Annotated in this window: 23 protein-coding genes and 1 tRNA gene; 17 read left to right on the top strand and 7 right to left on the bottom strand. The window is 63.6% G+C overall.

Annotated features, from left to right (window positions below):
• Positions 1 to 134 precede the first annotated feature (134 nt).
• The 3 genes from FYK34_RS15480 to rsmI form a co-directional block, all read right to left on the bottom strand.
• Entirely contained in the window at positions 135 to 371 is a 237-nt protein-coding gene (locus FYK34_RS15480) for a hypothetical protein (protein ID WP_149297929.1), read from the bottom strand.
• Positions 372 to 703: 332 nt separating this feature from the next.
• Positions 704 to 788: transfer RNA gene (locus FYK34_RS15475), tRNA-Leu, on the bottom strand.
• Positions 789 to 845: 57 nt separating this feature from the next.
• Positions 846 to 1,742, bottom strand: a complete 897-nt coding sequence (gene rsmI, locus FYK34_RS15470) for a 16S rRNA (cytidine(1402)-2'-O)-methyltransferase (RefSeq protein WP_231137286.1) — start codon at positions 1,740 to 1,742, stop codon at positions 846 to 848.
• Between rsmI and FYK34_RS15465 the strand changes: the two genes are divergently transcribed.
• The 4 genes from FYK34_RS15465 to FYK34_RS15450 are packed head-to-tail and all read left to right on the top strand — an operon-like array spanning position 1,737 to position 4,428.
• A complete protein-coding gene (locus FYK34_RS15465; RefSeq protein WP_149297927.1) occupies positions 1,737 to 2,891 on the top strand; it encodes a penicillin-binding protein activator in 1,155 nt (384 codons plus the stop codon). The two genes, rsmI and FYK34_RS15465, sit on opposite strands and share 6 nt — an antisense overlap.
• Complete coding sequence (locus FYK34_RS15460) at positions 2,888 to 3,226, top strand: YraN family protein (protein WP_149297925.1); 339 nt, start codon at positions 2,888 to 2,890, stop codon at positions 3,224 to 3,226. The genes FYK34_RS15465 and FYK34_RS15460 overlap by 4 nt, the downstream gene beginning before the upstream one ends.
• A gap of 22 nt (positions 3,227 to 3,248) precedes the next feature.
• Positions 3,249 to 3,839, top strand: coding sequence for a phosphoheptose isomerase (locus FYK34_RS15455; RefSeq protein WP_149297923.1), 591 nt, complete (start codon positions 3,249 to 3,251; stop codon positions 3,837 to 3,839).
• Position 3,840: 1 nt separating this feature from the next.
• On the top strand, positions 3,841 to 4,428 hold the full coding sequence (locus FYK34_RS15450; protein WP_149297921.1) for a BON domain-containing protein: 588 nt from the start codon (positions 3,841 to 3,843) through the stop codon (positions 4,426 to 4,428).
• 62 nt (positions 4,429 to 4,490) lie between these two features.
• Here the strand turns inward: FYK34_RS15450 and FYK34_RS15445 are convergent, their stop codons facing one another.
• The 4 genes from FYK34_RS15445 to FYK34_RS15430 form a co-directional block, all read right to left on the bottom strand.
• Positions 4,491 to 5,693 (bottom strand): sensor domain-containing phosphodiesterase, encoded by a 1,203-nt coding sequence (locus FYK34_RS15445; RefSeq protein WP_149297918.1) that lies wholly within the window; start codon positions 5,691 to 5,693, stop codon positions 4,491 to 4,493.
• Positions 5,694 to 5,865: 172 nt separating this feature from the next.
• On the bottom strand, positions 5,866 to 6,840 hold the full coding sequence (locus FYK34_RS15440; RefSeq protein ID WP_149297916.1) for a Tim44 domain-containing protein: 975 nt from the start codon (positions 6,838 to 6,840) through the stop codon (positions 5,866 to 5,868).
• Positions 6,841 to 6,893: 53 nt separating this feature from the next.
• Positions 6,894 to 7,592: a tRNA (N6-threonylcarbamoyladenosine(37)-N6)-methyltransferase TrmO gene (gene tsaA / locus FYK34_RS15435; RefSeq protein WP_149297914.1), complete on the bottom strand. Its 699-nt coding sequence runs from the start codon at positions 7,590 to 7,592 to the stop codon at positions 6,894 to 6,896.
• 77 nt (positions 7,593 to 7,669) lie between these two features.
• Positions 7,670 to 8,368 carry a GNAT family N-acetyltransferase gene (locus tag FYK34_RS15430; RefSeq protein WP_231137285.1) on the bottom strand — a complete coding sequence of 233 codons (699 nt, stop codon included), beginning with the start codon at positions 8,366 to 8,368 and terminating at the stop codon, positions 7,670 to 7,672.
• A 239-nt stretch (positions 8,369 to 8,607) separates the two neighbouring features.
• Between FYK34_RS15430 and mnmG the strand changes: the two genes are divergently transcribed.
• The 13 genes from mnmG to FYK34_RS15365 all read left to right on the top strand — a co-directional run bounded on the left by mnmG (position 8,608) and on the right by FYK34_RS15365 (position 19,818).
• The gene (gene mnmG, locus FYK34_RS15425; RefSeq protein WP_149297909.1) at positions 8,608 to 10,506 is read left to right on the top strand and encodes a tRNA uridine-5-carboxymethylaminomethyl(34) synthesis enzyme MnmG; all 1,899 of its coding nucleotides are present in this window, start codon (positions 8,608 to 8,610) and stop codon (positions 10,504 to 10,506) included.
• Entirely contained in the window at positions 10,503 to 11,132 is a 630-nt protein-coding gene (gene rsmG / locus FYK34_RS15420) for a 16S rRNA (guanine(527)-N(7))-methyltransferase RsmG (RefSeq protein ID WP_149297906.1), read from the top strand. Before mnmG ends, rsmG begins: the two co-directional genes overlap by 4 nt.
• Positions 11,129 to 11,920: a ParA family protein gene (locus tag FYK34_RS15415; RefSeq protein ID WP_149297904.1), complete on the top strand. Its 792-nt coding sequence runs from the start codon at positions 11,129 to 11,131 to the stop codon at positions 11,918 to 11,920. Before rsmG ends, FYK34_RS15415 begins: the two co-directional genes overlap by 4 nt.
• 4 nt (positions 11,921 to 11,924) lie before the next feature.
• Positions 11,925 to 12,782: a ParB/RepB/Spo0J family partition protein gene (locus tag FYK34_RS15410; RefSeq protein ID WP_149297902.1), complete on the top strand. Its 858-nt coding sequence runs from the start codon at positions 11,925 to 11,927 to the stop codon at positions 12,780 to 12,782.
• Between the two features lie 91 nt (positions 12,783 to 12,873).
• Positions 12,874 to 13,236, top strand: a complete 363-nt coding sequence (locus FYK34_RS15405; RefSeq protein WP_149297900.1) for an ATP synthase subunit I — start codon at positions 12,874 to 12,876, stop codon at positions 13,234 to 13,236.
• Between the two features lie 10 nt (positions 13,237 to 13,246).
• Positions 13,247 to 14,059: a F0F1 ATP synthase subunit A gene (gene atpB, locus FYK34_RS15400; RefSeq protein ID WP_149297898.1), complete on the top strand. Its 813-nt coding sequence runs from the start codon at positions 13,247 to 13,249 to the stop codon at positions 14,057 to 14,059.
• A gap of 65 nt (positions 14,060 to 14,124) precedes the next feature.
• Positions 14,125 to 14,412, top strand: a complete 288-nt coding sequence (atpE, locus tag FYK34_RS15395) for a F0F1 ATP synthase subunit C (protein WP_021474885.1) — start codon at positions 14,125 to 14,127, stop codon at positions 14,410 to 14,412.
• A 58-nt stretch (positions 14,413 to 14,470) separates the two neighbouring features.
• Positions 14,471 to 14,941 carry a F0F1 ATP synthase subunit B gene (locus tag FYK34_RS15390; protein ID WP_149297896.1) on the top strand — a complete coding sequence of 157 codons (471 nt, stop codon included), beginning with the start codon at positions 14,471 to 14,473 and terminating at the stop codon, positions 14,939 to 14,941.
• A 7-nt stretch (positions 14,942 to 14,948) separates the two neighbouring features.
• Positions 14,949 to 15,485 (top strand): F0F1 ATP synthase subunit delta, encoded by a 537-nt coding sequence (locus FYK34_RS15385; protein WP_149297894.1) that lies wholly within the window; start codon positions 14,949 to 14,951, stop codon positions 15,483 to 15,485.
• An 8-nt stretch (positions 15,486 to 15,493) separates the two neighbouring features.
• On the top strand, positions 15,494 to 17,038 hold the full coding sequence (gene atpA / locus FYK34_RS15380) for a F0F1 ATP synthase subunit alpha (protein ID WP_149297892.1): 1,545 nt from the start codon (positions 15,494 to 15,496) through the stop codon (positions 17,036 to 17,038).
• A gap of 40 nt (positions 17,039 to 17,078) precedes the next feature.
• Entirely contained in the window at positions 17,079 to 17,945 is an 867-nt protein-coding gene (gene atpG, locus FYK34_RS15375; RefSeq protein ID WP_149297890.1) for a F0F1 ATP synthase subunit gamma, read from the top strand.
• A gap of 41 nt (positions 17,946 to 17,986) precedes the next feature.
• Positions 17,987 to 19,384 carry a F0F1 ATP synthase subunit beta gene (atpD, locus tag FYK34_RS15370; protein ID WP_149297888.1) on the top strand — a complete coding sequence of 466 codons (1,398 nt, stop codon included), beginning with the start codon at positions 17,987 to 17,989 and terminating at the stop codon, positions 19,382 to 19,384.
• An 11-nt stretch (positions 19,385 to 19,395) separates the two neighbouring features.
• A complete protein-coding gene (locus FYK34_RS15365; protein ID WP_076226530.1) occupies positions 19,396 to 19,818 on the top strand; it encodes a F0F1 ATP synthase subunit epsilon in 423 nt (140 codons plus the stop codon).
• Positions 19,819 to 20,002: the final 184 nt, after the last annotated feature.

Raw genomic sequence — 20,002 nt, 5'->3', positions numbered from 1 at the left:
GAACTGCCAATTGACTGCCAACACTGCCAACTCACTGCCAACAGATAAAGCTATATAAATCAGTCTATTGGATAGGTGTTGGCAGAGTTGGCAGTGTTGGCAGTGGGTTTGGCCTCACGTGAGAAATTTTTCGCTTACTCTTCCGCTTCGCCGTCGTGCGGATGCAACTGCATGCGGTAGACCTGGCCCACGCCTTTGCCGCCATGCACGGTCCAGCCGGCGCGACCCTTTGGCCGTTGCAGCATCCCCGCCCGGTACAGCACTTCGCAGGCATGCCGCACTTCATAGCCATCGATGACTTCGCCCTTGAACGTGCCCGGCGTCACCAGAAACACCGCTTCGCCTTCCAGCGTATAACGCTTGTAGCCCATCAGATTGGGGACCAGCGGGTCGCTGTCATTGATTGGCGGGGCCGCAGGTGGGGCTGAGTAACACGAAGCTCAACGTTTGCCGAAAAAACTTCCAAGCACTGTGAGCGTTACCTCTATTGCAAGCGTGAGTCTCCGTAGATACTTGTGAATCGAGGAGCGCGTGAGCAGATAGGAGTAGCCTCGTCGAGGCAGATCGGGGCTGGGGGAAGGCATTTTGAGTGCTGATGGCGATGCCAACATTCCAACCCTGTCTGGGAGGGAGTTCGGAAATAGATAACAAAAAAACCGCAGGGCTTGTGCCGTGCGGTTATTTTGCGTTGCATGATGTCATGTGGTGCCCGGGGTCGGACTCGAACCGACACACCTTGCGGCGGGGGATTTTGAATCCCCTGCGTCTACCGATTTCGCCACCCGGGCGACATCTGCGAGATGTGGATATTAACCTCGCGCCAAGCGCTTGTAAATAGTTGCGGCTCAGTCTTTCTTCAGTTTCAGCGCATGGTCGTACAGCTGCTTGCGGTTGGCGCCGCTGATCTGGGCCGCCAGCGTGGCCGCCTGCTTGGTGGGCAGGTCGGCGGCCAGGATTTGCAAGACGCGCAGCGCCTCGGCAGGCGGGGCGTCGGCGTCGGCTTCCACCGCCGGGGCGGCGTCGATGATCAGCGCGATTTCGCCGCGCTGCTGGTTGCTATCGGCCTTCACCCATTCCAGTAGTTCTGCCGCTGGCAGCGTCTGGAAGGTTTCAAAGGTTTTGGTCAGTTCGCGCGCGATCATCACCCTGCGCTCGCCGCCCAGTTCCGCCACGATGTCTTCCAGCGCGTCCACAATGCGGTGCGGCGCTTCGTAGCAGACGGTGAGGTGGGGCGCGGACAGCCATTGCTGCAGCGTTTTGCGGCGTTCGCCGCTCTTGGGCGGCAAAAAACCGTGGAACATAAAGGTGGGCGCGGTGAAGCCGCTGGCGGATAGCGCGGCGATCACGGCGCTGGCGCCGGGCAGCGGGCGCACCGGGTGGCCGGCGGCGCGCACGGCTTCCACTAGCCGGGCGCCGGGGTCGGACACCGCCGGGGTGCCGGCGTCGGATACTTGGACCACGATCTGGCCTTCAGCCAGCCAGCGCGCCACCTGTTCCGCCATGCCGCGCTCGTTGTGTTCGCGCAGGCTGACCAGCCGTTTGGCGCGGATGCCATAGGCGGACAGCAATTGGCCGGTGACGCGGGTGTCTTCGGCGCAGACCACGTCGGCGGCCTCGAACGCCGCCAGCGCGCGCGCGCTGATGTCGCCTAGATTTCCAATGGGCGTGGCCACCACATATAATGTGCCGCTACAGAAACTTTCCCTGGCGGCATCGATCAGGTGGGCGAACGAGGTATGCAAAGACTGACTCCGCTGTTGTGGATTGGCGTGGCGCTGACGTGGCTGACGACGGCGCAGGCGCAAACCCCAGACTATATCATCCAAAGCAACGACGCGCCGATGCGCGCGCTGGTGCAGCCGCCTGGCCAGCCGCCGCGTTTGGCCCCGCTGCCCGCCGAGGGCGCGGCCGCCGCGCCGCGCGCCGAAACCCCGGCCAGCGCGCCGGTGGCTCAGCCTGCCGGCGGCCGGCCCAAACTGCGCATAGGCGTGATTCTGCCCAATGAATCGTCCGAGCTGGGCGAGGCCGCGGCCGTGGTGCGCAGCGGCGTGGAGGCGGCCGCCCAGGTGGACCAGAACGCCGAGCTGATCAGCGTGGACGCCACCAACGACAATGTGGTGGCGCGTTACCGCGCCGCGGTGGCGGATGGTGTCAGTGTGGTGATCGGCCCCTTGTCGCGCAGCGGCATCGCGCAGCTGGCGCCGGCGGTATCCGTGCCCACGCTGGCGCTCAATTCCATCGGCCGCGAGGTGGCGCCCAATCCCAAGCTGTACTCGCTGTCCTTGATCGTTGAGGGCGAGGCGCGCCAGCTGGCGCGGCTGATGCGCGACGACGGCCGCGCCAATCCCTTGCTGGTGGTGGGGGGCGACCCCTTGTCGCAGCGGCTGGGCAGGGCCTTCGCCGACGAATGGAGCAAGCTGAGCGGCGCGCCGGTGCGGCAGATGGGTTTTGACGCCGCCAATATGGACGCGCTGCTGGCGGCGGCAGGCCAGTCAGACGGCGTGGCGCTGGCCTTGGACGTGACGCAGGCGGTGACGCTGAAGTCCGCGCTGACGCCGGACGTGCCGGTCTACGGCACTTCGCAGCTGAACGTGGGCGGCAATCAGCCCGGACTGGCCGGCGTGCGCTTCATCGACATGCCCTGGCTGCTGATGCCGGGCCATCCGGCGGTGCGGCGTTATCCACGGCCGGCCACGCCGCTGACGGCGCAGACGGAGCGCTTGTATGCGCTGGGGATTGACGCCTATCGCCTGGCGGTGCAACTGGCCGCCAGCCGCCCTGGCGCGCAAGTGAGGCTGGATGGTGTCACCGGCGACCTGAAGCTGGGACGCGACCGCGTGTTCGAACGCCAGCTGCCGGCCGGCGTCATGGGCGGCAACGCGCTGCAATGAACCAGGCCGGGCGCGATGCCGAAGACCGCGCGTTGGCGCTGCTGCTGCAGCGCGGCCTGAAGCTGGTGGCGCGCAACTGGCATTGCCGCGGCGGCGAGATCGACCTGATCATGCGCGACGGCGCCGTGCTGGTGTTTGTCGAAGTGCGCCATCGCGGCGGTGGCCGTTTTGGCGGTGCCGCCGACAGCATCACGGCGGCCAAGCAGCGGAAACTGCTGCTGGCCGCTGAAGTCTATCTATCCAGCCATGCTATTGATTCGCCCTGCCGCTTCGACGCGGTGCTCAGCATGGGCAACGAGGCGCCGCAGTGGCTGAAGAACGTATTCACGCAGTAATTGTTGAGAAGGGGACTCCCCAATGGATTTGATTGACCGGGTCAACGGCCACTTCCTGGAAAGCATTGCCGTCAAGCAGGAGGCGATGGAGCTGCTGTCGCCGGGCGTGGCGGCGGCGGCGGAACGCATGGTGGCCTGCCTGATGAACGAAGGCAAGATTCTGGCCTGCGGCAATGGCGGCTCCGCCGCCGACGCCCAGCATTTCGCGGCCGAAATGGTGGGGCGCTTCGAGAAGGAAAGGCCGGGTTTGGCGGCGATCTCGCTGGCCACGGACACCTCGGCGCTGACCGCCATCGGCAACGACTACGATTTCGACATGGTGTTTTCCAAGCAGGTGCGCGCGCTGGGTCATACCAACGACCTCTTGCTGGCGATCTCCACGTCCGGCAATTCCGCCAATGTGATCGAGGCCATCTACGCCGCGCATGAGCGCGGCATGAGCGTGATCGCGCTGACTGGCAATGACGGCGGCAAAGTCACGGAGATCCTGTCGCCGGAAGATATTCACTTGAACGTGCCATCGCTGCGCACTTGCCGCATCCAGGAAGTGCACATCCTGTTGATCCATGCGCTGTGCGACGCCATAGACTGCATGCTGCTGGGAGGGGAATGAAATGAAACGTACCGTATGCGCGCTGCTGCTGGCAGCCGGCATGATGAGCGGCCTGAGCGGCTGCGTGGGCCTGGTGGCGGCGGGCGCCGCCGGCGGCGCGCTGGTGGCGACGGATCGCCGCACCAGCGGCGCGTATGTCGACGACCAGGGCATTGAACTGAAGGCGGCGGACCAGATGGCTGGCCGTTTGCCGTCCGCTCACGTCAATACCACCAGCTTCAACCGCGCGGTGCTGCTGACCGGCGAGGTGCCGAGCGAGGCGGCGCGCAGCCAGGCGGAATTGATCGTGCGCGGCCTGCCCAATGTGCGCCGCGTCTACAACTACCTGTCGGTGGAGCCGGCATCCAGCCTCTCCACGCGCGGCAACGACACCTGGATCACCAGCAAGGTGCGCGCGCGCCTGCTGGAGGGCAAGGGCTACAACCCGAATGACGTCAAGGTGCTGACCGAGCGCGGCGTGGTTTACATGCTGGGCCTGGTGACCCAGGCCGAAGGCGCCGAGGCGGCGCGCATGGTCAGCGAGACCGCCGGCGTGCAGAAGGTGGTGACGCTGTTCGAATACATCCAGGAAGTGGCGCCGGCGAAATAAGCCGCGCGGCAAAAAAACAAGCGGCCATGGCCGCTTGTTTTTTTGTCCGGCCTCCGGCCGCTTCAGCCGATGTCGCTTTTCGGCACCAGCAAATCGGCGCACAGCACGTGCATGCATTCGTCGATTTCGATCGCCATGGACATGGTCACGCAGGAGCGCGGATCGGTCATGGACAGGTAGGGTTCGCTCATGTACAGCACGCCCGGCTGGTCTACCGCATGCTGGAAGTAGCTGCGACGCGACCACACGGCGCCGGTGGTGTCGGCCAACGGCGCGTAGCGCGGATCGGGCGAGGCGGCGGCCTGGCGGTTGTTCAGGTTGCGGCCGATCTGCCGGCCCTCGCTGTCCAGCAGGAAGCAGCGGATCACGTCCGGCAGCGTCAGCATGGGCTTGGCCGCCAAGTCGAACGGCGTGCCCTGCATCAGCGAGATGGCGCTCTGCACGAAGCTTTGCCGCGCCAGCTCGATCTGGCGGCGCGTCAGCTTGCGCTTGAGCAGGGCGTGGGCCATCAGCTCGTCCCAGCGCTCGTCCAGCTTGGGCGTGATGATGTCGTCGCCGTCCGGTTGGGCTGCCGGATGGGCCACGAAGAAGCCCTGGATCAGGTCGCAGCCGGAATCCATGGCGATCAGCACGTCGCGCTCCGTTTCCAGGCCTTCCACCACCACCAATGCACCAATTTCGTGCATCAGCCGCACCAGTCGCGACAGCAAGCTGCGGCTGCGCGGCTGCGCGATGGCGTTGCGCATCAGCTGGCGGTCGAACTTCACCATGGACGGCTCCAGCTGGCATACCCGTTCCAGGTTGGAATGGCCGACGCCGAAGTCGTCGATGGCGATCATGAAGCCGTTGTTTTTCAGCAGATGCACGCCTTCCAGAAGCGCCTCGTCCACTTCCAGCACGTGCTCCAGCACTTCCAGCACCACATGGTGCGGTTCCAGTCCGGCCTCGCGGATGCCGTTGACCAGGGCCATGGCGCGGTCGGGCCGCGACAGCGAGGCGGCGTCGATGTTCAGGAACAGCCAGCGCGGCTGCTCGGACTGCAGCGCCAGAAAGCGCTGGATGTGGGCCTGGCAGACGGCCAGGTCCAGCTGGTGGCGCTGCTCGGGCGAGACAGCGGTGTAGAAGGCCTCGGCCGGCGTGAGCGCGTCATTGCCTTGCTCGGCCCGCAACAGCGCCTCCACGCCTATGCTGCGTCTATGCGCCAGGCTGTAGATGGGCTGAAAATGGCTGCCGATTTTCAGGCCGGCGTGCTCGAAAACTGTCATCGCGATACTGCCTCCCTGTGGCCGGGCTCTTGTGGCGGCCCGTTTCCGTTGCTGAAGCAAGCGGCATTCCAGTTTAGTGCATCGCCGTGAAAAATAAAAAACGGGCCCGCGGGCCCGTCGTCAATGAGTGTTAAGCCGGCCGGGAAAGCAACACGCCCTCCCGCCGCGGCCCTCAGTCTTGCTGAATGCCTGCCAGCAGCCAGCGTCCGCCGGTGTTGGCGTCCTTCACGTAGTGCCAGACCTCGCTGAACGGCTCAACCGGGGCGCCCACTTCTTCGCTCACCTGGCCGGAGAAGCGCACGCTGGCGATGTAGCGGCCGCCTTCCACGGTGGCGTCGGCCAGTTGGCAGTCCAGTTGCGGGAAGTCCGCCACGCCGCTGTTGGAGGCGATGTCGCCCAGCAGCGAGTTGAACAGGTCAGGCAGCATGTACTTGCGCACTTCTTCCATGCTGTCCGGCGTGTTCAGGCTTTGCAGGTGCAGGAAGGTGGCCTTGGCCTGGCGCAGGAAGTGCGGGGTCTCGGTGCCGTCCGGCAGGCGGGTCATCGGCGCGGCCGGGGCGTTGAAGCCGCCGCCGAAGCCTTGCTGATTGGCGCCGCCGTTCATGCCGGAGCCGATCTTCGGAATCGGCGCGAAGCCGCCCGGCTGTTGCGCCATGCCCTGCGGCATGCCTGCCGGTTGCGGGGCATTGGCGGCCGGGTTGCCGGCCTTGCGGCGGAAGAACATGAAGCCGCCGACCAGCAGCAGGCCCAGCAGGGCCAGCATGCCCCACGGCATGCCGCCTTGCTTCTGTTGCTGCGCCGGGGCGTAGTCGCCGCCGTTCTGTTGCGTCGGTTGCTGCGCGGCGTGTTGTTTGTCATTGCCGGCGGAGCCCAGCATATAGCCGGCCGCGGCGCCTGCCGCGCCTGCCGCCAGCGCGGTGCCCAGTCCCGGGCCCTTCTTCTGCGGCTGGGCCTGAGCCGGAGCGGCCATCGGGGCGGGCGCGTGCTGCGCCGGCGCCGGGGTGCTCGGCTGATAGCTGCGGGTGGGAGTGGAGCGCTGCATGCCTGCGCTCTTGCCCTTGCCCAGGCGCGCGGCCTCGGCAAACGGGGTTGCCAACACGGAAACCATGGTGAAGGCGAGTACGATCGTCTTCGCGCGAGTGGTCATTTTCTTTGTCCTGAGTGGTTTGAGTTGCCCCGGTATGACCGGGAGGATGCGGATTAGTTTTGGTTTTGCCGCTGAATTTCAAGCACAAGGGCGTTTTCGCCATCGACGGCGAAGCGAACATTGTAGCAGTACAGCATGACGCCGTAGATGCGCAGGGGGTCGTCCTGATAGGCGGGGCGCGGGTCTTGCGCCAATACCTGCTCCACCAGTTCGGCGAAGCGCGGCGGCGGCGCCAGTTCCGCCAGTTGTCGCCGCGCGTGATCGCTCCAGGCCACATTGAGCTGCGGCGGCGGGCCGTCGACAAAGCCGCCGCGCGCGTCCGGCCGCGCTTCCACGAAAGGAATATAAGGCTTGATGTCCAGCACCGGCGTGCCGTCCAGCAGGTCCGCGCCGGCCAGCTCCAGCGTGACGCCGTGGTCGGTTTGGATGGAGATCAATTCTACCAGCGACAGGCCCAGCGGATTGGGTCTATGGGTGGAGCGGCTGGCGAACACGCCCACCTTGGCGTTGCCGCCCAGCCGCGGCGGGCGCACCAGCGGCTGCCAGCCGCGCGCCAGCGTTTCATGAAAGACGAAGTGAACCCACACATGCGAGAAGTCCGCCAGTCCGCGCACACAGTCCGGATGGTTGTACGGCGGCAGCAATTCCAGCGTGACGCGGGCGGCGCTGACTAGCGAGGGCTGGCGCGGGATGCCGAATTTTTCGCGATACGGCGAGCGGATCACGCCGATGGCTTCGAAGGTGTAGTTCATGGCGCGATTGTAACACCCGCGCGAGGAAGGGCAGGCTTGGCATGAGCGGGCCTGCCCTGGTTTGGCGCGAGTTCAGCCTAGCCGACAAAATGCTTATTGTAGCGCGCGCTGAGCCGGCTCATCGGCAACAGCATGAAGAAGTCGGCGCAGTTGAAATCCGGGTCCCAGGCCGGCTCGCCGCAGACATGGGCCCCGGCGCGCAAATAGCCCTTGATCAGCGGCGGCAACGGCACCGCGGCGTCGTCGACCACCCGATCCAGCGGCAGCGGCAGATGCGGGAAGACGCGCCATTCCGGCGGCGCCAGATATTGGCCTTCCAACTGGCGATACAGGCTGACGGCCTGGTGGCCGCCGTCGGTCAGCGACACGCTGGCGCAGCCGGCCAGGTAGGCGCCGCCTTGTTGCTGCACGTAGTCGGCCAGACCGGACCACAGCAGGGTGATCACCGCGCCGGAACGGAAATCGCGGTGCACGCAGGAGCGGCCCACTTCTATCAGGCTGTCGCGCAGGTGGGACAGGCGGGACAGGTCGAATTCATGCTCGGAGTAGAGGCTGGGCGCGCGCCGCGCGTTGGCGGGGGAGAGCATGCGGTAGGTGCCAACGACCAAGCCGGTATTGTGGTCTTCCACGATCAGATGGTCGCACAGCTCGTCGTATTCGTCACAGTCTATGCCCTGGTCGCGCGAGGCCAGTTCCGCGCCCATTTCGCCGGCGAACACCTCGAAGCGCAGCTTCTGCGCGCGGCGGATATCTTCGGCACACTGTGCCAGGCGCACGGCCAGTCTTGGTTTGGTTCTGCTTGCAAGCTGTTCATTTAGCAGCATGTTTTGCCCCTCATGGTGATGAGCACATGCTAGGCGGCGAGTTTGACAGCGCGATGTCTGGAATATGACCATGCAATGACCGTGTCTTGACGCGACGGTGAAGCCATGGGTCGATTGAAATCAATGACTTACCGGGTGGGCCGATTTGGCGTAGAATAGGCCGTTTTTCCGTTTGGTTTGCTCTTTCAGCCATGATTTATCCGACAAGCTTCGACGTGATAGTGGTGGGCGGCGGTCACGCCGGCACCGAGGCCGCGCTGGCCGCGGCGCGCATGGGCTGCGCCACGCTCCTTCTGACGCACAATATCGAGACCCTGGGCCAGATGTCGTGCAATCCGTCGATAGGCGGCATCGGCAAGGGCCATCTGGTTAAAGAGGTGGACGCGCTGGGCGGCGCGATGGCGCTGGCCACCGACATCGGCGGCATCCAGTTCCGCACGTTGAACGCGTCCAAGGGCCCGGCGGTGCGCGCCACCCGCGCCCAGGCCGACCGCATTCTGTACAAGGCGGCCATCCGCGAGATGCTGGAGAACCAGCCCAATCTGACGCTGTTCCAGCAGCCGGTGGACGATCTGCTGATTGAGGGCGACCGCGTGGTCGGCGCCATCACCGCCATCGGCATCACCTTCCGCGCCAAGACCGTGGTGCTGACCGCCGGCACCTTCTTGTCCGGCAAGATTCACGTCGGCCTGGAAAACTACACCGGCGGCCGCGCCGGCGACCAGGCGGCGTCCACGCTGGGCGAGCGCCTGCGCGAGCTGAGCCTGCCGGTGGGCCGGCTGAAGACTGGCACGCCGCCGCGCATCGACGGCCGCAGCGTGGATTTCTCCGTGATGGAGGAACAGCCGGGCGACACGCCGGAGCCGGTGTTCTCCTATCGCGGCAAGCGCGAGATGCATCCCAGGCAATTGCCGTGCTGGATCACCCATACCAATGAGCGCACGCATGAAATCATCCGCGGCGGCTTCGACCGCAGCCCGATGTTCACCGGCGTGATCGAAGGCGTGGGTCCGCGCTACTGCCCGTCCATCGAAGACAAGATCAACCGCTTCGCGGACAAGGACAGCCACCAGGTGTTCATGGAGCCGGAAGGCCTGACCACCCACGAGTTCTACCCCAACGGGATTTCCACCAGCTTGCCGTTCGACATCCAGCTGGCCGCCGTGCGCTCCATCCGCGGCCTGGAAAACGCGCACATCCTGCGCCCCGGCTATGCTATCGAATATGACTACTTCGACCCGCGCGGCCTGAAGGCCTCGCTGGAAACCAAGGCCATCCAGGGCCTGTTCTTCGCCGGCCAGATCAACGGCACCACCGGCTATGAAGAAGCCGCCGCACAGGGCCTGCTGGCAGGCCTCAATGCCGGCCTGTTCGCCCGCGAGCAGGACGCCTGGTGCCCGCGCCGCGACGAGGCCTACCTGGGCGTGCTGGTGGACGACCTGATCACCAAGGGCGTGTCCGAGCCTTACCGCATGTTCACCAGCCGCGCCGAATTCCGCCTGCAATTGCGAGAAGACAACGCCGATCTGCGCCTGACTGAGATGGGCCGCAAGCTGGGCGTGGTGGGGGACGAGCAGTGGGACGCCTTCTGCCGCAAGCGCGACGCGGTGGAGGCGGAAAAAGCCCGCCTGCAAGCCACCTGGGTGCATCCATCCAAGCTGCGGGACGCCGAGGCCATGGCCCGCGTCTTGGGCAAGCCCATCGAGCGCGAATACACGCTGATCGACCTGCTCAAGCGTCCCAATGTGCCCTACCGCGAGCTGATGACGGTGCCGGAAGCCGCCGAAGGCGCGCCGGAACTGTCGGACGAGGTTGCCGAGCAGGTGGAAATTCAGGTCAAATACCAGGGATACATCAATCGCCAGAATGAAGAGCTGGCGCGCCGCGACAATCTGGAAGACATCCGTCTGCCGGGCGACATCGACTACAGTCTGGTCAAGGGCCTGTCCAAGGAAGTGCAGCAGAAGCTGAACCAGCAGCGTCCGGAGACGCTGGGCCAGGCTTCGCGCATCCAGGGCATCACCCCGGCCGCCGTCGCCCTGCTGATGGTGCACCTGAAGCGCGGCTTCACCGACGCTAAGACCGCATGACACAACATACTCCCGAACTGAAACAGGGCCTGGCGCAATTGGCGCTGGAGCTGACCGAGCCGCAACTGGAACTGCTGGAGCGCTATCTGGCGCTGCTGGTGAAGTGGAACCAGACCTACAACCTGACGGCCATCCGCCAGGAAGAGCGCATGGTCAGCTATCATCTGCTGGACAGCCTGAGCCTGGTGCCTCACCTGGCCGGCGGCACGCGCATGCTGGACGTGGGCTCCGGCGGCGGCATGCCGGGCATTCCCACCGCCATCGCGCGGCCGGACCTGCAAGTGGTGCTGCTGGACTCCAATCACAAGAAAACCACCTTTCTGCGCCAGGTGGTGCTGGAGCTGGGACTGCCCAACGTCCAGGTCATCACCGACCGGGTGGAAGCCTATCAGCCGGAGCAGAAGTTCGATCGCATCACCAGCCGCGCGTTCTCGGAACTGGGCGAGTTCGTCAAGCTGACCCGCCACCTGATGGCCGACGACGGCCAGTACGTGGCGATGAAGGGCGTGTATCCGTATGAAGAAATCGCCTTGCTGCCGCAAGGCGTGGCGGTTTCGGAGGTGCTGCCGGTAACGGTGCCGGGGCTGGACGCCGAACGCCATCTGGTGAGGATGGTGCTGCAATGACTCCACGCGTGATCGCGGTGGCCAACCAGAAGGGCGGGGTGGGCAAGACCACCACCGTCGTCAATCTGGCGGCCGGTTTGGCCGAGCTGGGCCGGCGGGTGCTGATCGTCGATCTGGACCCGCAGGGCAACGCCACCATGGGCAGCGGCATTCCCAAGCAGCCGCTGGAGAAATCCGGCTACGACGTGCTGCTGGGCGAGGCCACGGTCGAGGAGGCGCGCCAGGACGCCAAGGCGGGCGGCTACCACGTGCTGCCGGCCAACCGCAATCTGGGCGGCGCCGAACTGGAGCTGGTCAACGAACTGGCGCGCGAGGCGCGGCTGAAGAACGCCTTGGCCGAGGTGGCGGACCAGTACGACTATGTGTTGATAGACTGCCCGCCCTCGCTGAACCTGCTGACGCTGAACGGCCTGGTGGCCGCCGACTGCGTGCTGATCCCCATGGTGTGCGAATACTACGCGTTGGAAGGGCTGTCCGACCTGGTGGCCACCTTGCGCAAGGTGCGGGTCGCCGTGAATCCCAAGATCGAAATCATGGGCTTGCTGCGCACCATGTTCGACGCCCGCAACAATCTGTCGCAGCAAGTCTCGGAGCAGCTGGCGCGCCACTTCGGCGACAAGGTGTTCCAGACCGTCATCCCGCGCAATGTGCGCTTGGCCGAGGCCCCCAGCCACGGCCTGCCGGGCTTGGCCTACGATCGCAGTTCGCGCGGCGCGCAGGCCTATCTTGCGCTGTCGCAGGAACTGGTCGAACGGCTCGAACCTGCAACCGCAACTCCCTCCGTCTGACAATATGGCCAAATTAAAAGGATTGGGGCGCGGACTCGACGCGCTCCTGTCCACCGTTGACGCGGTGGACGACAGACTTTCCACTCTCCCGATCGACAGCATCCGCCCCGGCAAGTACCAGCCGCGCAGCTTCATGGACGAGACCGCCCTGGACGAGCTGGCGGCCTCCATCCGCGCCCAGGGCATCATCCAGCCGCTGATCGTGCGCGAGCTGGGCCTGGGCGACTACGAGCTGATCGCCGGCGAACGCCGCTGGCGCGCCTCGCGCAAGGCCGGCCTCGCCGAGGTGCCGGTGGTGATCAAGAGCGTGCCGGACGAGGCCGCGCTGGCGATGGCGCTGATCGAGAACATCCAGCGCCAGGAACTGGACCCGATTGAAGAGGCGCAGGGCATCAAGCGCCTGATAGACGAGTTCGGCCTGACGCATGAAACGGCGGCTGACGCGGTAGGCCGTTCGCGCAGCGCCGTATCCAATCTGCTGCGCCTGCTGGCCCTGCCGCAGCCCTTGCAGCAGATGATGCACGAGGGCCAGCTGGAGATGGGCCACGCCCGCGCCTTGCTGACTTTGCCGGCCGTGGCGCAGCTGGAGCTGGCGGGCGAGGCGGTGCGCAAGGGCTTGTCCGTGCGCGAAGTGGAGCGCCGAGTACAGCAGCATGTTGCGCAAAAGGAGACAGTTTCCGCGCAGCAAAAGCGCGTCGATCCCGATGTGGCCAGGCTGGAAGAGCAGGTGTCCGAAGCCATAGGCGCACGGGTCAGCATACGCCACGCGGTCAGCGGCCACGGCAGGCTGGTCATAGAATATGCCAGCTTGGACGAACTCGACTCCCTGCTGGCCAAGCTGCAAAAAAATCCCCAAAAATGAGCTTGTTGCGACGCAAAAGCCGCAGTCTGGCAAAGTTGACGCAACGCAAATGCGAAGCCTATAATCCAGCGGTTTTTTTGCACTGGCGGCCATGATCTATCAGGAAGTGAAGCGCGTGCTGCGCCTGCAGGCCAGCCTGGTCGGGTTGGCTGTAGTCGTCGCGCTACTCGCCAGCGGCGGCAATATGACGGTCGCCTTGTCCGCGCTGCTCGGCGGATTGGTGGTGCTGGGCCCGGCCCTGGTGTATGCCAGGATTGCCTATGCCAAGCGCCATGTGGCGCCTGCGGTGCTGATCAAGGCGCATTTTCTGGCCGAGGCGGTAAAGTTTTGCCTGACCGTACTGCTAAGTGGTGCGGTTTTGGCCAGTTTCAAGGATTTGTCCGTAGTCGGCTTTTTGGGTGGGTTCTTTGCCGCCACCTCCGGCTACGGCTTCGGGCTTCTAATCAAAAATTGAGAAAAGAGCGATGGCAAGCAACGCAACAGACTATATCAAGCACCACCTGACCTTCTGGAACTCGGACCCGTCGGCCGGTTTCTGGAGCCTGCACGTTGATACCTTCTCCATCTCCCTGCTGCTCGGCTTCCTCTTCGCCGGCGTGTTCGCCTGCGTGGCGCGCCGCGCCAGCATCGAGGCGCCGGGCCGCCTGCAGCTGTTCGTCGAGATGATCATCGAGCTGGTGCAAACCCAGGTGCGCGAAGTGTTCCACGGCAAGAGCAAGATGATCGCCCCGCTGGCGCTGACCATCTTCTGCTGGGTGTTCCTGATGAACTTCATGGACTTGTTCCCGGTGGATCTGTTCCCGATGATCGCCCAGTGGATCGGCTACGCCTTCTTCGGCCTGGAGCCGCACCACGTGTACTTCCGCGTCGTGCCGTCCGCCGACGTCAACGCCACCTTCGCCATGTCGCTGTCCGTGCTGATCCTGATCGTGGGCTTCTCGATCAAGGCCAAGGGCCTGGGCGGCTGGGGCAAGGAACTGCTGACCGCGCCGTTCCACAGCTCCCACCCGGTGGGCGCCGTCATCCTGGCTCCGCTGAACTTCGCGTTCCAGCTGGTCGAACTGGCCGCCAAGCCGATTTCGCTGTCTCTTCGTTTGTTCGGCAACCTGTACGCCGGCGAACTGATCTTCATCCTGATCGCGCTGCTGCCCTGGGGCCTGCAGTGGGTGTTGGGCGCGCCGTGGGCGATCTTCCACATCCTGATCATCACCCTGCAGGCTTTCGTGTTCATGATGCTGACCATCGTGTACCTGAGCCTGGCAGTGGAAGCGCACTGATTTACCTGTAGATTCACCATACTTTTTTACCAACCATCCTTGCTTTAAGTCTTAGGAGATACACAATGGAAGCACTCGTTTCTCAGATCCAGTCGATGACCGCTATCGCTGCAGCCCTGATCATTGGCCTGGGCGCTCTGGGCACCGCTATCGGTTTCGCCATTCTGGGTGGCAAGTTCCTCGAGTCCTCCGCTCGTCAGCCGGAAATGATCCCGGTTCTGCAAACCAAGCTGTTCATCATCGCCGGTCTGCTGGACGCGATCTCCATGATTGGTGTTGGTGTTGCCATGCTGTTCACCTTCAACAACCCGTTCCTGTCTGCTGCCCTGGCTATCGTTAAGGCTGCTCACTAATCCGTTTTCTACGGATCGGTAAACGGTTGTTGTAGTCATACTCTGGAGGAAAACAAGCGTGGAATTCAACGTAACACTACTGGGCCAGGCGATCACGTTCGCCATCCTGGTATGGTTCACCATGAAGTTTGTTTGGCCTCCGCTTACCAACATGATGGATGAGCGGGCCAAGCGCATTGCTGATGGCTTGGCCGCTGCGGAACGTGGCAAGCAAGATCTGGAAGCGGCTGAAAAGCGCGTTGCGGACGAAATCCGCAAGGCTAAGCAGCAGGCTACCGAGATCGTGGTTGCCGCCGAGAAGCGCGCCAGTCAGATCGTGGACGAAGCCAAGGAAGCGGCACGCACCGAAGGTGCCCGCATCGTGGCCGACGCCAAGTCTGAAATCGACCAGGAAGTGCTGCGCGCCAAGGAAAGTCTGCGCGCGCAAGTTGCCGACCTGGCCGTTGCCGGCGCCGAGAAGATCCTGCGCAAGGAGATCGACGCCGCTAAGCACGCCGACCTGCTTGCCTCCATCAAAGCGGAGTTTTAATTAACTCATGGCAGAACTCATTACCGTCGCAAGGCCCTACGCCGAAGCGGTATACAGCCTCGCCACGGAACAGGGCACCCTCGGCCAATGGTCGGAAGCGCTGTCGTGGCTGGCTGCCATGGTGAATAACCCGGATCTGGTGGAAGTCATCACCCATCCGAAACATACCGCACAAGAGGTTGAGGCGCTGATGCTGGATGTGCTCGGCCCGCGCGGAAACGAAGACGTAAAACGCTTCATCGCCGCGCTGATCGAGAACGCCCGTTTGACGCTGCTGCCGGAAATCGCCGCGCAGTTTGAATTGCTCAAGGCGCAATCGGAAGACATCGTGGACGCCCAAGCGGAGTCCGCGTTTGCCATGTCCGATGACCAGAAAGCCGAACTGACCACCATGCTTTCCAAGAAGTACGGCAAGACCGTGCGTCTTGATGTGCGTGAGAACGCCGACCTGATCGGCGGCGTTCGCGTGTCGGTGGGCGACGACGTCATCGACGCTTCCGTGCGCGGCAAACTGCAAGCCATGGCAGCAAGCCTCAAGAATTAGGAGAGATCATGCAGTTGAACCCCTCTGAAATCAGCGATCTGATCAAGGCCAAGATTCAGAATCTGGCCGAAGGCGCTGAAGTTCGCACCAAGGGCACGGTTATCTCCGTGACCGACGGTATCGTCCGCATCCACGGCCTGGCCGATGTGATGCAGGGCGAAATGCTCGAATTCCCGGGCAACACCTTTGGCCTCGCCATGAACCTGGAGCGCGACTCTGTCGGCGCCGTGGTGCTGGGCGAGTACGAGCACATCTCCGAAGGCGACGAAGTCAAGTGCACCGGTCGCATTCTGGAAGTGCCGGTGGGTCCGGAACTGGTTGGCCGCGTGGTCAACGCCCTGGGTCAGCCCATCGACGGCAAGGGTCCGATCAACGCCAAGGCCTCGTCCCCGATCGAAAAGATCGCTCCGGGCGTGATCGCGCGTAAGTCGGTATCGCAGCCGATGCAAACCGGCCTGAAGTCCATCGACTCCATGGTTCCGGTTGGCCGCGGCCAGCGTGAGCTGATCATTGGCGACCGTCAGACCGGCAAGACCGCCGTGGCGCTGGACGCCATCATCAACCAGAAGGGCAATGGCGTCATCTGCATCTACGTAGCCGTAGGTCAGAAGGCTTCTTCCATCGCCAACGTGGTTCGCAAGCTGGAAGAGCACGGCGCGATGGGTCACACCATCATCGTGGCCGCCACCGCTTCCGAAGCCGCCGCCCTGCAGTTCATCGCCCCGTACTCCGGCTGCGCGATGGGCGAATACTTCCGCGACATCGGCGAAGACGCGCTGATCGTATACGACGACCTGTCCAAGCAAGCCGTCGCCTACCGTCAGATTTCGCTGCTGCTGCGCCGTCCGCCGGGCCGCGAAGCCTACCCGGGCGACGTGTTCTATCTCCACTCCCGTCTGCTGGAGCGCGCCGCGCGCATCAACGAAGAGGAAGTGGAAAAGCTGACCGGCGGCGCCGTGAAGGGCAAGACCGGTTCGCTGACCGCTCTGCCTATCATCGAAACCCAGGCCGGCGACGTTTCCGCGTTCGTTCCGACCAACGTGATTTCGATTACCGACGGCCAGATCTTCCTGGAAACCGACCTGTTCAACGCGGGCATCCGTCCGGCCATCAACGCCGGTATCTCGGTATCGCGCGTGGGCGGCGCCGCTCAGACCAAGGTGATCAAGAAGCTCGGCGGCGGTATCCGTCTGGCCCTGGCTCAGTATCGCGAGTTGGCTGCGTTCGCGCAGTTCGCCTCCGACCTGGACGAAGCCACCCGCAAGCAGCTGTCGCACGGTGAAGTGGTGACCGAACTGATGAAGCAAAAGCAGTTCTCCACCCTGTCCACCGCTGAAATGGCGCTGACCCTGTGGGCGGTGAACAAGGGCAGCTACGAAGACGTTCCGGTGAAGAAGGCTCTGGCTTTCGAAGCCGAGTTCCTGGCCAACGTGCGTGCCAACCACGCCGATGTGCTGCAGGCCGTGAACGCCTCCGGTGATCTGTCTGCCGACAACGAGAAGGTACTGGCCAAGGCGATGGAATCGTTCAAGGCTGGCTACAGCTTCAACTGAGCCTTAGACGATAAGTCGTTGCTAAAGAAAGGTTCAGGATATGGCAGTCGGTAAAGAGATTCTCACCAAGATCCGAAGCGTGCAAAACACGCAGAAGATCACCCGCGCTATGCAGATGGTGTCGACCTCGAAGATGCGCAAAACGCAAGAGCGTATGCGCGCTGCCCGTCCTTACGCCGAGAAGGTGCGCACGGTTATGGCGCACCTCGCTCAGGCGAATGCGGAACTGAGTCACCCCCTGCTTGCCCGTCGCGAGACGATCAAGCGCGCCGGCATCATCCTGGTTTCCTCCGACAAGGGCCTTTGCGGCGGCCTGAACGTGAACACGTTCAAGCGCTTCTTCGGCAAGGTCAAGGAACTGCAGGATCAGGGCGTCGAAGTCGACGTCTGCTGCCTGGGCCAAAAAGGCCTGGCGGCTGCCCAGCGCGCTCGTCTGAACGTCGTGGCCAGCGCGGTCCATCTCGGCGATGTGCCGAAGATGGAAAAACTGATTGGCCCGCTTACGGTTCTGTTCAATCAGTTCGCTGATGGCGAACTGGACGCGGTCTACATCGTGTACTCCAGCTTCGTGAACACCATGAAGCAGGAGCCGGCACTCGAACAGCTGCTTCCGCTGACCCCGCACCATATGGTGGTGGAGCATTCGCACTCGTGGGATTACCTGTACGAGCCGGATGCGCCGACGCTGATGGAATTCCTGGTGCGCCGTTATCTGGAATCGGTGGTGTATCAGGCTCTGGCCGAAAACATGGCCTCCGAGCAGGCCGCGCGGATGGTGGCGATGAAAGCCGCCACCGACAACGCGGGCAACACCATCAAGCAGCTGCGCCTGGTCTACAACAAGGCGCGTCAGGCGGCGATTACGACCGAGTTGTCGGAAATCGTGGCAGGTGCCGCGGCGGTGTAACCGTCAACGGAACTGTGAAAAGTTAAATTTAGGAAGCGATAATGAGCCAAGGCAAAATCGTACAAATCATTGGCGCGGTGATCGACGTGGAATTTCCGCGCGACGCCATGCCGAAGGTTTATGATGCCCTGAAGCTGGTAGACGCCGACCTGACGCTCGAAGTTCAGCAACAGCTGGGCGACGGCGTGGTCCGTACCATTGCAATGGGCAGCTCCGACGGTCTGAAGCGTGGCATGGCCGTAGCCAACACCGGCGCACCGATTTCGGTGCCGGTTGGCGCCGCCACCCTCGGCCGCATCATGGACGTGTTGGGCAACCCGGTGGATGAAGCCGGTCCGGTTGCCACCGACAAGCGTCGTGCCATTCACCAGTCGGCTCCGAAGTTTGACGAGCTGTCTGCCGCCACCGACCTGCTGGAAACCGGCATCAAGGTGATCGACCTGCTGTGCCCGTTCGCCAAGGGCGGCAAAGTGGGTCTGTTCGGTGGCGCCGGTGTGGGCAAGACCGTGAACATGATGGAGTTGATCAACAACATCGCCAAGGCCCACTCGGGTCTGTCCGTGTTCGCTGGCGTGGGTGAGCGTACCCGTGAAGGTAACGACTTCTACCACGAAATGAAGGACTCCAACGTTCTGGACAAGGTAGCGATGGTGTACGGTCAGATGAACGAGCCGCCGGGCAACCGTCTGCGCGTGGCCCTGACCGGCCTGACCATGGCCGAGCACTTCCGCGACGAGAAGGACGAAAACGGCAAGGGCCGCGACGTTCTCTTGTTCGTGGACAACATCTACCGCTACACCCTGGCCGGTACCGAAGTGTCCGCTCTGCTGGGCCGTATGCCGTCCGCCGTGGGCTACCAGCCGACGCTGGCCGAGGAAATGGGCCGCCTGCAAGAGCGTATTACCTCGACCAAGGATGGTTCCATTACCTCCATCCAGGCCGTATACGTTCCTGCAGATGACTTGACCGACCCGTCCCCGGCGACCACCTTCGCCCACTTGGACGCTACCGTGGTACTGTCGCGCGACATCGCCTCGCTGGGTATCTACCCGGCCGTGGACCCGCTCGACTCCACCTCGCGCCAGCTGGATCCGCTGGTGGTTGGCGACGAGCACTACTCCGTCGCCCGCGGCGTGCAGTCCACTCTGCAGCGCTACAAGGAACTGCGCGACATCATCGCGATTCTGGGCATGGACGAACTGTCCGAGGAAGACAAACTGGTCGTGGCTCGCGCCCGTAAGATCCAGCGCTTCCTGTCCCAGCCGTTCCACGTGGCCGAAGTATTTACCGGTTCCCCGGGCAAATACGTGCCGCTGCGTGAAACCATCAAGGGCTTCAAGGCCATTCTCGCTGGCGAATACGACCACCTGCCGGAACAAGCGTTCTACATGGTTGGCGCGATCGACGAAGCTGCCGAGAAAGCCAAGACCCTTAACTAAGGAGAGGGCGGATGTCCAAGATGCGTGTGGAAGTGGTTAGCACCGAGCAACTCATCTTCTCCGGCGAGGCGGAATTCGTCGTCGCGCCGGCTACCGAAGGCGAGATCGGCGTCTACCCGCAACACGTGCCGCTCCTGACCCGTATCAAGCCCGGCGTGCTTCGTCTGAAGGTGCCGGGCGCCAAGGAAGAAGTACTGGTGGCGGTGTCCGGCGGCATGATGGAAGTGCAGCCGAGCCTGATCACCGTGCTCGCCGATACGGCGATCCGCGGCGAGGATCTCGATGAGGCCCGCGCCAATGAGGCGAAACGCGCTGCCGAGGATGCCCTCAAGCACGCGACCGACGACATGAGCACGGCCAAAGCCCACGCCGCACTGGCGGTGGCGATTGCCGAGCTCAAGACGCTGGATTACCTCAAGAAGCGCGCTCACTGATTACGCGATGCGCAATCGTGTATAGTGCAAGGCTGCCACGCAAGTGGCAGCCTTTTTCATTTTTCGCCGACCTGTAAAACGGCTTTTTAGCCACGAAACCCTCAAAAAAGCACGAAATAGCCGCGGTGCTGCCCATGGGGCTTGCTCTGGCCCGCATGATTCGCGGCGCAGGCGGTTTGGCTGC

Origin of the sequence: Chromobacterium paludis, assembly GCF_008275125.1 — a bacterium.
In the GTDB taxonomy this organism is placed as follows: Bacteria; Pseudomonadota; Gammaproteobacteria; order Burkholderiales; family Chromobacteriaceae; genus Chromobacterium; species Chromobacterium paludis.
This window is presented reverse-complemented; position numbering and strand designations above follow the sequence as displayed.